Genomic DNA, 12,557 nt, shown 5'->3' on the forward strand with positions numbered 1-12,557 from the left:
CCAGACCCGTGCGGCAGATCCATGCGCCAGACCCGTCCGCCAGACCCACGCGCCGGATTCAAGCGGATCGCGTCGGCGCCGCCGGGTTCGCGTTATCGGCCCCAGGACCGGCTTCAGACGGCCCCGACAGCCCGGCCGTATCGCTGGCGTCACCGCTATCGCTGTTATCGCGCGGCACACGCGAGAGCCGCGTGCGCACGAAACCGATATGTTCGCGCAGCACATAGAACTGGTCGGCATAGGCGAGTGGCATCTTCAGCCCGTTCACCGATTCCTCGATCGAGTCGAGTTTTTCCAGCAACGTGTCACGCTCGGCCGCCGAGGTCTCGCTGAGCGCGCCGCGCTCGATGGCGATCAGCGCGCCGTACCAGCGATAGATGCGCGATTTCACCCGCCATGCATACAGCGACGGCACGAGCCGCAAACCCGGAATCAGCACGACGACGAGCGGCACCAGCACGACGAGCAGACGATCCGCGAGACTCGCGAGCCAGAACGGCAGCACGCGGTAGAGGAAACTCTTGCCCGACTTGTAGTAGCGCGCGGCATCGTCGCTGAGCGGGAAGTCGTGGGTGAGCTGCGAGGGAAATTCGCCGGCCCGTTGCAGCACGCTCGCCTTGCCGTGCACGTCGCGTGCGGCTTCGATCAGCAGGTCCGACAGCGCGGGATGCAGCGAGTCGCGCGCGACCAGTTCGGCGGTCGGCGCGACCATGTGGATCGTCGCCGACGGCAGGTTCTTGCCGAGATCGAATGCGCCCGGCGGCAGGTCGACCGTGGTCAGGTATGGAAAGCGCCGCGTGTACGCGTCGGCTTGCGTGAAGTTGTAGAACTGCACACCGGGCGTGCGATACAGCTTGCCCATCACCGGCGGTTGCGCCGAATCGCCGGTCAGGAACGCGGCGTCGATCTTGCCGGAGATCAGCGCCTGGGCCGCTTCGTCGCCGGAGAGCGGCAGCAGCGTCGTGGGACCGGCGTCGGGCGTGATGCCGTTCGCCTTCAGCATTGCAAGCGCCAGCTCGCGCGTGCCGCTGCCTTCGGCGCCGATGGCGAGGCGCTTGCCCTTGAACTCGGAGAGCCGCGCGACCGTCGGGCCGCGATAGAAAATGGCCAGCGGCACATACGCCACGCTGCCGAGCGACACCAGTCCGTCGCGCGACGTCGACGGCGAGATGCCGTCCTGGACGAAGCCGACGTCGGTGTCCGCGTTGGGATCGGACAGCCGCTTGAGATTATCGAGCGAGCCTTCGGAGGTCAGCACGACGAGCGTCACGCGATTGCGCGCAAGGATCTTCTTGTATTTCTCCGCGGCGACCCAGAACGTGCTGCCGCGCGGGCCGGCGCTGATCGTCAGGGTGTCGGGCGGCGCCGGCTGGATCAGCCGGAAGGCGAACCAGATCGCGATAACGCTAACCAGCAGGATGGGACCAAACGAGACGGCCAGATCGCGCCAGGAAATCGCCACGAAGCGGGCGACGAGGCGGGGCTTGCGCGAAGCCCTGGGAGCGGAGTCGGGACCTTTTGAAGGTTTCATTGGATAGGTAGCGATGACGTCCTAGCAACAGGCAGCGGGCGCTTAAAAGCCGTATGGCGCGGGCCGCCGGCGCTGTACGACAGGTTCGCGCCGATGGTACATGAGATTACAGCGTACGGCGGCACGGCGTCACAAACCCGTAACAAATGGTGAATCGGCGCGCGCCGGTCGACATGGGGATGTCGGCCGACGACCACGTTTTCACCTCTGGTCGATGCCCGCGATGCAGTGCACCAGATGGTGAGATTCACGGCTGTGGCGGGCAAACCCGCTCACTAAACCCTTTGCGCTTCTCGCGCGGCTAGATTAAATTGTGCATCGCTGCCGCGATTGAAGGTTCCCGGCGCGACCCGGCAAGGAACAAGCAGAACCGGGCGCGTCGCAGGTCCGCGCGGCAGGTCGGCCGGCGCATCGTATGGCGTTCGGCGCGGCCGCAGCCTCTCGCCTCTCGCACACCGTGTCGCAGCCATAGTCGGCCGTCGCTGCCGCGCCTTGCAGGCGCCGCGCGTTCGGGCCGCCGGTAGTCGTAACAAAGCCGCTGGGTAGATGCGGTCCAAACCGAAGTACAAAAGGAGAAATCATGAAATCGGTCGATTTTCTGAAGGCGTTGAGTGGTGTAGTAGCCGTTGTGGTGGCGTGCAACGTGTATGCGCAGGCAAGCGGTGCGGACACGACAGCGGCGCCGGCCGCTGCAACGACGAGCGCCAAAACCGTCAAGAAGGCTGACCGCCAGCTGGGCCGCAAGGTGCGCGCTGCGATCAGCAAGGCGCAAGGCGTCGACGTGTCGAACATCTCCGTGCGTGCACGTGGCGGCGCTGTCACGCTGACCGGCTCGGTGCCCGATCAAGGCCAGATCGACAAGGCCGGCGCTGCGGCGCAAGGCGTGGCTGGCGTGACGTCGGTATCGAACAAGCTGTCGGTTGTGCAGCAGTAAGCGTCCAGCATTTGTCCGCGTCGGCTCGCGCATCGCGCGGGTGCGGCGGGCACAGACAGGCTGAACCCAAGACGGGCTCCGGTGTTTCACCGGGGCCCGTTTTCTATGGCGCGTAAGCTCGCGTCGATGCGTCGCGAATGTTTAAACGCCGACGATGTCCGCACGTGGCCGATGACACACAAATTTCGCAGCTTCCGGCGTACTGTGTGAACGTGCAATGGGAGCGGACGTCATGGAAAGGGCACTTGAGCGCTACACCGACCTGCCGATCGGCGCACGGGCGGCATTCGAACTGGTCTGCGCGCGGCACGGATTTGCGCCCGCGCACTTCGAGGTGATTGCAGGCGCCGATCCGGACGATGCGGCTCATCGTCCGCTCGTGACGATCCGGCGGGGCGGCTGGGCGCAGTCGTATTTCGCCGACGAAGCGGGCCACTGGGTCAGGCAGTTCGAGACCGATCTGAACTGCCGGTTTTTCAAGTAGGCTGCGCCGCTCCCGCCACTACGCCAGCACGAGCCGCACCCCCACCAGCGTCAGCGTTGCCGCAAGAATATTGCGCAACAGCGCATCCGGCGCCCGCGACGACAGCAGGCTGCCCACCGCGATTCCGGGCAACGAACCGACCAGCAGCGACAGCAGCATCGACCAGTCGATTGAACCGAGAAGCCAGTGCCCGGCGCCCGCGAGCAACGTAAGCGGCACCGCGTGCGCAATATCGGAGCCGACGATGCGCGTGGTCGGCAGTGCCGGGTACAGCAGCAACAGCACCGTCACGCCGATCGCGCCCGCTCCCACCGAGGTCAGCGACACCAGCACGCCCAGCACCGCGCCGGTCAGCACAGTCAGGCCCAGCGTGCGGCCCTGGCTCGGCGCGCGGTCGCGCTTTGCGGCCAGCGCCGCAAGCTGCGGGCGGAACACCAGCGCCACGGAAGTAATCAGCAGTGCCGCGCCGAGTACGACCTGGATCAACCGGCTGGCGCCAGGCGTGTCCATGCCATAGCGATGCAGCACGATCAGCGTGATCGTCGTGGCGGGCACGCTACCGGCTGCGAGGCGCGCCGTGATCTGCCAGTCGATGGTGCCTTTCAGTCCATGCACGAGCGTACCGGTCGCCTTCGTCGCGGCGGCGTACAGCAGATCCGTGCCGACCGCGGTGGCCGGGTGGATACCGAACAGCAGCACGAGGATCGGCGTCATCAGCGAGCCGCCGCCTACACCCGTCAGCCCGACCAGGAATCCGACGCCCAGACCGGAGACGGAGTACAGCAGTTCGATGTGGGGAAAGGCCATTGCGCGGACCGCGGACGGTTGTCGGATGCAGGTTGCGAAGTGCGGTGTCCGAAGCCGCGCGTTCGCTCAGGCGAACGCGCGTCCGGTGGCGCGGCGAAAGTCCGCCATTGTCGCAAAACCGCGCGCTGCGTGCTTAACGTTGCACGCGTGCCTCGAGCAGATCGCCCATGCCGATGCGTTTCGCGAAGTCGATGCGCACGCGCTCCGACACCTCGAACACTTCGGTTGCACCATCCCCGACAAAATCGATCAGCGAACGCATCGGTCGCGTGCCGGCAGGCAGACCGACGATGCGCACGATCTCGTCGGCCACCGCGCGCGGATCGGCGTTGGGCGGCGTGAGCGCGGTGAGGCGTTCGCCGATGCGGTCCATCACGCCGTCATAGCGCGCGTACGCTGCAACGGTGTCGGCATCGGCGGGTTTGCCGGCGCTCGGGAAATGGTCGGTGCCTTGCGTGAAGGCACCCGGCACCACGATCGACGTTTCGATGCCGAAGCGCACCAGCTCGTAGGCGAGCGTGACGGCCAGCGAATCCATCGCTGCTTTTGCCGCACCGTACGGCCCCATGAACGGCGGGAAGCCGCCCTTCGTCGTCGTGCTGCTGATCCACAGCATCAACCCGGTTTCCTGGGCGCGCAGGTACGGCAGCACCGCGCGGTTCACGCGCTGCGCGCCGAGCACGTTGGTGTCGAACACCTTGACGATTTCCTCGGGCGTGAACGCTTCGGTCGGACCGGTGACGAGGTGGCCGGCGTTCTGCATCACGACGTCGATGCGTCCCTGGGCGTGCACGATTGCGGCGGCCGCGGCATCGGCGGAAGCTTGCGACAGCACATCGAGTTCGAGCGGATAGAGCGCGATGTTGCGTTGCGCGGCGAGCGCGCGCACTTCGTCGGCACGTGCGCGGTTGCGGCCTTCGATGTCGCGCATCGTTGCATAGACGATATGGCCGGCTTCGGCGAGCGCCTGTGCGCTCAGTTTGCCGATGCCGGTGCCTGCACCGGTAACCAGAATGACGGATTGCATGGTGATGCTCCTTTTACGTTGGATGAGTTCGGCGAGATTCGCCGGTAGTCGGTGCTGTGCGGCGGACCGCGCTCAGGCGATGCCGCCGTTCGCGCGCAGGATCTGGCCGTTCACCCAGCCCGCGTCGGGACCGGCGAGGAACGCGACCACCGATGCGATGTCGTCCGGCTGGCCGAGCCGTTGCAGCGGCGGCATCTTCGCGAACGTTTCGATCTGCGCCTCGGTCTTGCCATCGAGAAACAGCGACGTCGCGATCGGGCCAGGCGCCACCGCATTCACGGTGATGTTGCGGCCGCGCAGTTCCTTCGCGAAGACGTGCGTGAACGCTTCAACGGCAGCCTTGGTCGCGTTGTAGACCGCGTAACCCGGCAGATTCAGCGCCAGCGTCGTGCTGGAAAAGTTGATGATCCGGCCACCGTCGGTGAGACGCGCCGCCGCTTCGCGCAGCGTGTTGAAAGTGCCGCGCACGTTGATGTCGAAGGTCTGGTCGTAGAGCGCGTCGCTGGTGTCGGCGAGCGGCAGTGTCTTCAGGACGCCCGCGTTGTTGACGAGCACGTCGATCTTGCCGAGTTGCGCTTCGGCGGTTTCGAACAGGCGATGGACATCGTCGCTGCGCGAGACATCGGCTTGCACGGCGATCGCTTTAGCACCGCTCGCGCGCAGTTGCTCGACGAGCGCTTCGGCGCTCGCCGCACCGGCGGCGTAGTTGACGACGACAGCGAAACCGTCGGCGGCAAGACGCTGCGCCACGGCGGCGCCGATGCCGCGCGAGGCGCCGGTAACGATGGCAACGCGGGGTTGGGTGGGCGTATTCATGATTCGTTTCCTCTCAAGTGGGTGGTGGGTGAACGAATCATCGTGCTTATCGACGATTAGATAATCGGGTAAATTTTGTTATTATAATTCCATTCACTTTAACAATAGGAGCGAGCCGCCCCGATGGACCGCTTTCAGGAAATGCAGGCATTCGTGCGGATCGCCGACCGGCAAAGCTTCACCCAGGCCGCCGACGACCTGCAGATCCCGCGCGCCACCGTCACCAACCTGCTCAAGCGCATGGAGCAGCGGCTCGGCACGCGGCTGCTCGAACGCACGACGCGCACGGTGCGCCTCACGCCCGATGGCGAGGCGTACTACCGCCGCTGCATCCGGCTGATCGCGGACCTCGAGGAAGCGGAAGGATCGTTTCGCAATGTCGAGCCGAAAGGGCTGCTGCGTGTGAACCTGCAGGGCACGCTCGCGCGGCATTTCGTCGTGCCGGCGCTGCCGGCGTTTCTCGAGCGCTTTCCGCAGATCGAGCTGCAGGTCGGCGAGGACGACCGGCTCGTCGACCTGGTACGCGAGGGTGTCGATTGCGTGTTGCGGGCCGGGTATCTGCAGGATTCGTCGATGGTAGCGGTGCGTGTCGCGCAGATGGAGCAGGTGACGGTGGCGAGCCCCGCGTATCTCGCGCGCTTCGGCGTGCCGACGGAGCTGGCGGCGCTGACTGCGCACCGTGCGGTGAACTATGTATCGAGCGGCACGGGCAAGAACGTGCCGCTCGAATTCGTGGTCGACGGGCGCGTGATGGACGTCGCGATGGGCGGCGTGATCTCGGTGACGGGCGCGGACCTCTATACCGGCTCGGCGGTCGCGGGACTGGGGCTCGTGCAGGTACCGCGCTACCGGATCGCGGATGAGCTGCGCGACGGCCGGCTGGTTGTCGTGCTGGCCGATTGCCCGCCGCCGCCGATGCCGGTCTCCGTGCTTTATCCGCACAACCGGCAGCTATCGTCGCGGGTGCGGGTGTTCGTGCAGTGGCTGCGGGATGTGTTTCAGAGTGCCGGGGGTCGGCAGGATGAGATTTGCTGATCAAGGTTCAAACGAAGACAGTCTTGTGTCGTCCGAAAGGTCGTCTTGGGGTGATTCCTGACGTATTCCTTCCTTGATTTCGGTCTGAAGTTGTCGGAGCGCATCGCGATATTTAGCGCTGAGATCACTTGTATTTCCAAGAATGGTAAGTCTACTGACGTTGCTAGGTGAGGTATTGGCGAGGATCATGTTTAGCGCATCCTCCCGAGTGCGAGCCGCCGGGATGTCACTGAACCCATTCGCAGCTCGCAAAATATAAGTGGCGAAGTCGACACTTTCTGAAAAAACCCCGGTGACTCGACTTGTTTCGATCGCCTTGCAAGCGGAAACAGGTTTTACCATCGGCAGCGCAGGAGTAGAAATGTGCTCTTTGTCGTTCTCGTAGAAGATGTAGTTCGAAGCGCAGTTTACTTGCCGGAGGCTGTTGAATTGATAGCCTCGGGTATCGTGCTTTTGTGAAATATCTGCGTTTGAACCGACGTAGCGCTTAGCCTGAAAAACAAGCGGCACAAACGCATCGCCGCGGCGCTCTCCGGTGAGTGTAGTGATGTCAGGTTCCGAATCCTCCAAGCTTGATGCATTCTCCTTGATATCTAAGATCAATGCGAAATCACCACCGGTCTCTTGTTCGCCGCCACCAACTGTCAGATCAATACTGCTGATCTCAAGTGTATTTTTTATGCGATTCAAATAGGATGATGACGCTTCAGCCCAAATTGTGCACGCTGCCTTGATTCCTTCGAGTAATCGCCCCGTCAGAACATCCTCGCGTGAGTGCGCGGGGCAAACGTCGAGAGAGAAATCTCTCTCTGCTTGCAGACATGCGTGGAAAAGGAGCCAGATTGTCCCGTTCCTCGTCGCCACCGGTTCATCATATATTCGTTCGAGAATTTGTTCCCATGTGGGTTGCGTCACCTGTTCCTGCTGGATCAAATACACACGTTTGTATATACCAACCTTGGAGAGAATTTGCCTGCATTCCCAAAGCTGTTGAGCAATGTAGGCCCCGGCCTCGCGAGTTCGTTGAGCTGTCGCGAAGCGAGCAAGCCGTCCTTTGTCACTGAAGGTCTGGGCGTGTGCCAAGCTTTGCATGTTGATGACTTCGTTGACACTCAGTCCAAACGCATCAAGGAAATTTGGTTCACTCATATAGCTAACGTTACCTATGTTGACTTAGGCGGGACTAGCGTGGCGTGACCGAAGAGCACATGGACGCCATTTTGTCGGTTTCGCTAGCCCTAAGGCGTTTGCGTTCAACTAACCCTTCGAGCGCATGCATGCACAGGACTGAATCCATCGCCTCTCATACCTGACCGAAAGCGGCGCAATTTGCGCGGAGCGCTCGCAAGAATACGCTTAGCGAGGACGACAGACCACGACGACCATTGCTGCGCAGGGTAGATGGACATTACTCCGATTAACGTCAAGTTTCGCTATCGCGTGATTGGCGCATCAACCATTTCCTCCAGATGCAGAGCGGCTGTAGCCATTTCGGACCGTATCGCGGTGACACCTTTAATGTATGGAACATCGTTTGAACGAGCGACTACACATCCCTTCCGGCTTCGATTTGAGTTACGGTCGGTTGGACATATCCCGAACATCATATCCGTGTGTGACCCAGTGATGAGCTAATGCTCGTGGCGACGGTGATATCGTTCCCGGTACCAGCAGCTTTCCAACGGCGGACTCCAAGATTGACGTAAGCCATGATGTTGAATTTTCACTACGACGAAGTACCACTCGCCCGTTAGCATCAAACGTGAATGCGCCTACTTCAAATGCCCGATCGTGAAGCACGCATAGACAAAGCCCGTTGCTCGTTTCCCCACGAAGCTGCGGAAGATCCGCCCATCGGGCTATATGGGCTGCGACGAGGAATCGTCTGTCATCGGCGCCACAACTAGGGAAGCAGCATCGATAGCCGTAGTTCCGTTTGACGTTTCGCGCGAAACCTTGTTGTCCTACACGGGACGCCGCTTCCCTCAAAATGACGCCAGTGACCGTCGAGTTTGCAACTGCGATTGAACTCGAAGGTGTTGCGCTGGCTTCAATACCGAGCAGAAGACTTAATAGCCGCTCGCTCAGGAATGAAAGATACGCGCCGTTGAGGCACTGCAGTCGTCCTGCTTGTTCGACGTAGAAAAGCCTTTCTTTTGACGACTCAGTATTGCGGTTTTCGTTGAAATATACACGCAAGCCGTGTTCGTTTTCCCTGAATATCGTACCTAGCGGCAAAGGACTTGAGAGCGATTCGAAGTCAGTCAGCTGAATTCTATACAGTTCTTGCGGGCCGTCCGGTCCCTCGTCAATAGACAAGCAGCTCGACGCAGCGGTTGAGAATCCCACAAAAGCTGCCTTGCCTGATCCACCACACAGGTGAAAGATGGTATCGCCGGGTTGCACCTCACGCATGGTTTCCCAGAATGCCCAAGGACGACCGATTTTGTTCCGCCTAGGCGACCATAAGCACTGACCTACGCGCCACAATTCCGGCCGCTCATCCGGATTGCGAGACATTTCAATCCACGGCATTGTAATTTTTCTCGGTTTGGTCTAACGAAAATTATTCTACTATTTAGCTTGAGGCGAACAAAAATAAAACTTCTTTGATTACTCGAATGTGCCGGGTAGGGGGCTCTACGAGCACGAGTTCTAACAAATCTTGCCGTGGGGCAAGTTTCAGGCTTAAGTGAGCAATGCTCGGGCTTATGGGAAGCTCTATAACAAGGCGGTTTGTTGCCGCCAGTACAAACCCACAAACCGAATCGCACGCGAACCAATCTGTATCGGCGGTTCGCGTGCCTGACCGTACCGGTACCGCGCAGCAACGCTGCGATAAGCTGACGCCTCGCTGCGTTCAGGCACGATCGGTGCGGCAGGGTTCGACAAAAAGCCGACACGTGCAGCGCACGTTGAGACACATATCGAAAGGGCGGTTCCATGACAGGCAATGCTGTGCAGCAAGTGGTACTCGATGGCGCGAATGTGCGCGCCGCGGACATCGTAGCGATCGCACGGCACGGCGCCCGCGTCGTGCTGCACGACGATGCGCGTGCACAGCTCGAAGCAACGCGTCGCTACATCGACGACCACTGGCTTACCGACGACGCGCCGCTGATGTACGGTTTCAACACCGGTGTCGGCGCATTGAAGAACAGGCGCATCGGTGTCGCATCGATTGCGGAGTTTCAACGGAACCTGATCTTCGCGCACTCGGCCGGCACAGGCGAGCCGATGCCGAACGAAGTCGTGCGCGCGATGATGGCGCTGCGCGTCAATGCGTTCGCACGCAATTATTCGGGTGTACGGATCGAGGTACTCGACCGCTTGATGTCGATGCTCGACCACGGCATCACACCGGTCGTGTCGGCGAAGGGCAGTGTCGGTGCGAGCGGCGATCTCGCCCCGCTCGCGTTGATGAGCGGCGCGATGATGGGCTTGCCGCAGAGTCGCGTCGAGTTTCGTTCGCAGATCATGTCCGCCGCGGATGCGTTCACGCTCGCGGGTTTGCCGCCCACCTTCGATGTGCTCGCCAAAGATGCGTCCGCGCTGATCAACGGGTCGACGGCTTCGCTGGCTTACGCGGTGCTCGCCGCACACGATGCGCGTGCGTTGCTCGATGACGCAACGGTTTCGCTGGCGTTGTCGCTGGAGGCATTGCGCGGCGAGCTATCGTGCTTCGACGAGCGCGTGATGCTGGCGCGTCCGCACAAGGGCCAGCTCCGCGTTGCGCTGGCGCTGCGTCGCGTGGTGGACGGTAGCCTGCGTTGCACCGAATCGTCCCGCCAGGTGCGGCTGTGGGGCACGCCAGGGCTCGACCCCGCCGATGCCGGCGCACCGCACGTACCGCCCCTCGCACCGCGCATCCAGGACGTGTACTCGCTGCGTTGCGCGCCGCAAGTGCATGGCCCGGTGCTCGATGCGCTCGATTACGTCGACGGCATTCTGCAGACGGAGATCAACAGCGCCACCGACAACCCGCTGATCTTCCCCGAAAGCGACGACACCTATCGCGTCATCTCAGGCGGGCATTTTCATGGGCAATACGTAGCGCAAGCGATGGATCTGCTCGCACTGACCGTGACCGATCTCGGCGCGATCTGCGACCGGCGCAGTGCGCGCCTCGTCGACCCCGCATGCAACTTCGGCATTCCAGCGGGGTTGATCGCGACGCAACCGGGTGTGAACTCCGGCTACTCGGTTGTGCAAAGCATGGGCACGGGTCTCGTGCTCGAGAACATGGGACTCTGTTCGCCTTCGAGCGCAACGAGTCTGCCGGCCAAAGGTAATACCGAAGATCACATCAGCAACTCGTGCTACGCAGCACGACGCACGCGCACGATCGTCGAGAACACGCAGACGATCGTCACCGCCGAGATGCTGCTCGCGTGCCAGGCGCTCGATCTGATCGAGCGCGATCTCGCGGGCTATCCGGTTGGGCAGGGCACGCGGGCCGCGTGGGATGCCGTGCGCGCTCATGTGCCCGCGGCGCTCGAAAGCGACCGCTGGGTGCATGGCGATATCGATACGCTGCGTGGCGCGGTGGTGCGTGGCGAAATATCGAATGCGGTTGCGCGGGTGTGCGGTTCGCTGCTCGATTGATACGTTTTGAGCGCGCTATCGTGCGCGTTGCTCATCCATCACCCGAGCGACGACCTCACGCGGCCGCGGCACATACTGCTCGCCGTCGGGCACGAAGATGTACCCGTGGCCGCGAATCGTCTGGATCAGCTTCGGTGTGGAAGGGCGCACTTCGATCATCTGACGCAGTCGCCACACCAGGACGTCGAGTCCTCGCGCCATGCGATCGTCTTTCGGCCCGAACATCAACTCGGCTAACTGTTCCCGCTTGAACAGACGCATAGGCTGATTGACGAAAATCCTCAGCAATTCGAATTCGCGGTCGGACAGCATGATCGGCTGTTCGTCGTGATGCACCATACGCGAACGGATATCGAGCGCGAAGGGGCCAAACGCCACGCGCCACGATTCGTGCAAGGCACTAACGGGCCGCGCCGTACCCGCTCGCCGTAGCACGGCTCGCACGCGCGCAAGCACTTCGCGCAGATTGAGCGGCTTGCCGATGTAGTCGTCGGCGCCCATCTCGAGACCGATGATGCGGTCGACATCGTCGGCCGACTCGGCCAGCATGATCACCGGAATCTCGTTACCCGATGCTCTCAGATTGCCCAGTGCCGTCAACCCCTCGCCACCGGGTTGCATGTGATCGAGTATCACGAGATCGGGTGTGCTGTGCTCCAGACACCGCTCGAGCAGACCCGCATTCGGTAGCGTGCTGACCTCGATGTCATGGCGTTCCAGAAAATCGCCAAGCGATTTGCACAGTTCGACATTTCTATCGACGACAAGTATCCGGGTTGCCATTTTGAAAGCGCTCTCTCATACGGAGTGGGCTACGGTTCAAGGCTGTACTTCGCTTCCATCCGGTGTCGTCCAGTAACCAGGATGCCAGTAACCGTCGTCGTCGATATAAGCGGGCGACCACAGCGCGTTGGGCGCTTTCGGTGCGGTCCGCTTTACGGTCGGAGCGACAGTCCGGACCGTTGGCTTTCGATGGTGGCTGACAACGTGTTGAGCGTGCCGGGGTACCGGCGTCCGGCTCACTGGTTTGCTACGCACGGGTGTTGGCGAAGTGGCTATTGACGGTACGGGTGCAGGCACCGATGCGGTTGCAGGCAGTGGCGGCATGTTCGTGACGTCGGGTGCCGCACCGGACATCGTTGCCGATGCAGGTGCAGGCGCGTGTGACGAAGCGGAGTGCGTGAGCATGCCCGGTAGAACCAGCAACGTGTACGTACCGGCCAGACACAGCACGATCACGGACGCTGCTGCGGCCCCGATCAACCAGACCAGGGCGCGCGGCAGACGATTCGTCACGTTCGATTCAGAGGGCATAGTG

12 protein-coding genes are annotated in these 12,557 nt (G+C 61.9%); 4 read left to right on the forward strand and 8 right to left on the reverse strand.

Annotated features, from left to right (window positions below):
- Positions 1 to 58: 58 nt before the first annotated feature.
- Positions 59 to 1,531 carry a TAXI family TRAP transporter solute-binding subunit gene (locus tag FNZ07_RS16830; protein WP_091010178.1) on the reverse strand — a complete coding sequence of 491 codons (1,473 nt, stop codon included), beginning with the start codon at positions 1,529 to 1,531 and terminating at the stop codon, positions 59 to 61.
- Between the two features lie 580 nt (positions 1,532 to 2,111).
- Here FNZ07_RS16830 and FNZ07_RS16835 point away from each other — a divergent pair.
- Complete coding sequence (locus FNZ07_RS16835) at positions 2,112 to 2,465, forward strand: BON domain-containing protein (RefSeq protein WP_091010180.1); 354 nt, start codon at positions 2,112 to 2,114, stop codon at positions 2,463 to 2,465.
- Positions 2,466 to 2,697: 232 nt separating this feature from the next.
- Positions 2,698 to 2,949 carry a hypothetical protein gene (locus tag FNZ07_RS16840; RefSeq protein WP_091010182.1) on the forward strand — a complete coding sequence of 84 codons (252 nt, stop codon included), beginning with the start codon at positions 2,698 to 2,700 and terminating at the stop codon, positions 2,947 to 2,949.
- A gap of 18 nt (positions 2,950 to 2,967) precedes the next feature.
- Here the strand turns inward: FNZ07_RS16840 and FNZ07_RS16845 are convergent, their stop codons facing one another.
- From FNZ07_RS16845 to FNZ07_RS16855, 3 genes are all read right to left on the reverse strand, one after another.
- Positions 2,968 to 3,756, reverse strand: coding sequence for a sulfite exporter TauE/SafE family protein (locus FNZ07_RS16845; RefSeq protein WP_091010185.1), 789 nt, complete (start codon positions 3,754 to 3,756; stop codon positions 2,968 to 2,970).
- 133 nt (positions 3,757 to 3,889) lie between these two features.
- Positions 3,890 to 4,783, reverse strand: a complete 894-nt coding sequence (locus tag FNZ07_RS16850) for an SDR family NAD(P)-dependent oxidoreductase (protein ID WP_091010187.1) — start codon at positions 4,781 to 4,783, stop codon at positions 3,890 to 3,892.
- Positions 4,784 to 4,855: 72 nt separating this feature from the next.
- Complete coding sequence (locus FNZ07_RS16855) at positions 4,856 to 5,599, reverse strand: SDR family oxidoreductase (RefSeq protein WP_091010189.1); 744 nt, start codon at positions 5,597 to 5,599, stop codon at positions 4,856 to 4,858.
- 123 nt (positions 5,600 to 5,722) lie between these two features.
- On the opposite strand from FNZ07_RS16855, the gene FNZ07_RS16860 reads away from it, so the two are divergent.
- Positions 5,723 to 6,634, forward strand: a complete 912-nt coding sequence (locus FNZ07_RS16860; protein WP_091010191.1) for a LysR family transcriptional regulator — start codon at positions 5,723 to 5,725, stop codon at positions 6,632 to 6,634.
- Here the strand turns inward: FNZ07_RS16860 and FNZ07_RS16865 are convergent, their stop codons facing one another.
- Positions 6,635 to 7,783: a hypothetical protein gene (locus FNZ07_RS16865; protein WP_143098037.1), complete on the reverse strand. Its 1,149-nt coding sequence runs from the start codon at positions 7,781 to 7,783 to the stop codon at positions 6,635 to 6,637. It lies immediately after the preceding gene.
- Positions 7,784 to 8,209: 426 nt separating this feature from the next.
- Positions 8,210 to 9,169, reverse strand: a complete 960-nt coding sequence (locus FNZ07_RS34540) for an HNH endonuclease (RefSeq protein WP_091010195.1) — start codon at positions 9,167 to 9,169, stop codon at positions 8,210 to 8,212.
- A 408-nt stretch (positions 9,170 to 9,577) separates the two neighbouring features.
- Between FNZ07_RS34540 and FNZ07_RS16875 the strand changes: the two genes are divergently transcribed.
- Positions 9,578 to 11,239 (forward strand): HAL/PAL/TAL family ammonia-lyase, encoded by a 1,662-nt coding sequence (locus tag FNZ07_RS16875; RefSeq protein WP_091010197.1) that lies wholly within the window; start codon positions 9,578 to 9,580, stop codon positions 11,237 to 11,239.
- A 15-nt stretch (positions 11,240 to 11,254) separates the two neighbouring features.
- Here the strand turns inward: FNZ07_RS16875 and FNZ07_RS16880 are convergent, their stop codons facing one another.
- The gene (locus FNZ07_RS16880; protein ID WP_091010199.1) at positions 11,255 to 12,022 is read right to left on the reverse strand and encodes a response regulator; all 768 of its coding nucleotides are present in this window, start codon (positions 12,020 to 12,022) and stop codon (positions 11,255 to 11,257) included.
- Positions 12,023 to 12,058: 36 nt separating this feature from the next.
- The gene (locus FNZ07_RS16885) at positions 12,059 to 12,553 is read right to left on the reverse strand and encodes a hypothetical protein (protein ID WP_143098038.1); all 495 of its coding nucleotides are present in this window, start codon (positions 12,551 to 12,553) and stop codon (positions 12,059 to 12,061) included.
- Positions 12,554 to 12,557: the final 4 nt, after the last annotated feature.

Source organism: Paraburkholderia megapolitana (genome assembly GCF_007556815.1).
Classification (GTDB): Bacteria; Pseudomonadota; Gammaproteobacteria; order Burkholderiales; family Burkholderiaceae; genus Paraburkholderia; species Paraburkholderia megapolitana.

Excerpts from the sequence above, each read along its gene's own strand:
- FNZ07_RS16865 (WP_143098037.1), bottom strand. The coding sequence starts at position 7,783 with ATGAGTGAACCAAATTTCCTTGATGCGTTTGGACTGAGTGTCAACGAA.
- FNZ07_RS16830 (WP_091010178.1), bottom strand. The coding sequence starts at position 1,531 with ATGAAACCTTCAAAAGGTCCCGACTCCGCTCCCAGGGCTTCGCGCAAG.
- FNZ07_RS16875 (WP_091010197.1), top strand. The coding sequence starts at position 9,578 with ATGACAGGCAATGCTGTGCAGCAAGTGGTACTCGATGGCGCGAATGTG.
- FNZ07_RS16860 (WP_091010191.1), top strand. The coding sequence starts at position 5,723 with ATGGACCGCTTTCAGGAAATGCAGGCATTCGTGCGGATCGCCGACCGG.
- FNZ07_RS16855 (WP_091010189.1), bottom strand. The coding sequence starts at position 5,599 with ATGAATACGCCCACCCAACCCCGCGTTGCCATCGTTACCGGCGCCTCG.
- FNZ07_RS16880 (WP_091010199.1), bottom strand. The coding sequence starts at position 12,022 with ATGGCAACCCGGATACTTGTCGTCGATAGAAATGTCGAACTGTGCAAA.
- FNZ07_RS16885 (WP_143098038.1), bottom strand. The coding sequence starts at position 12,553 with ATGCCCTCTGAATCGAACGTGACGAATCGTCTGCCGCGCGCCCTGGTC.
- FNZ07_RS34540 (WP_091010195.1), bottom strand. The coding sequence starts at position 9,169 with ATGCCGTGGATTGAAATGTCTCGCAATCCGGATGAGCGGCCGGAATTG.
- FNZ07_RS16850 (WP_091010187.1), bottom strand. The coding sequence starts at position 4,783 with ATGCAATCCGTCATTCTGGTTACCGGTGCAGGCACCGGCATCGGCAAA.
- FNZ07_RS16840 (WP_091010182.1), top strand. The coding sequence starts at position 2,698 with ATGGAAAGGGCACTTGAGCGCTACACCGACCTGCCGATCGGCGCACGG.
- FNZ07_RS16835 (WP_091010180.1), top strand. The coding sequence starts at position 2,112 with ATGAAATCGGTCGATTTTCTGAAGGCGTTGAGTGGTGTAGTAGCCGTT.
- FNZ07_RS16845 (WP_091010185.1), bottom strand. The coding sequence starts at position 3,756 with ATGGCCTTTCCCCACATCGAACTGCTGTACTCCGTCTCCGGTCTGGGC.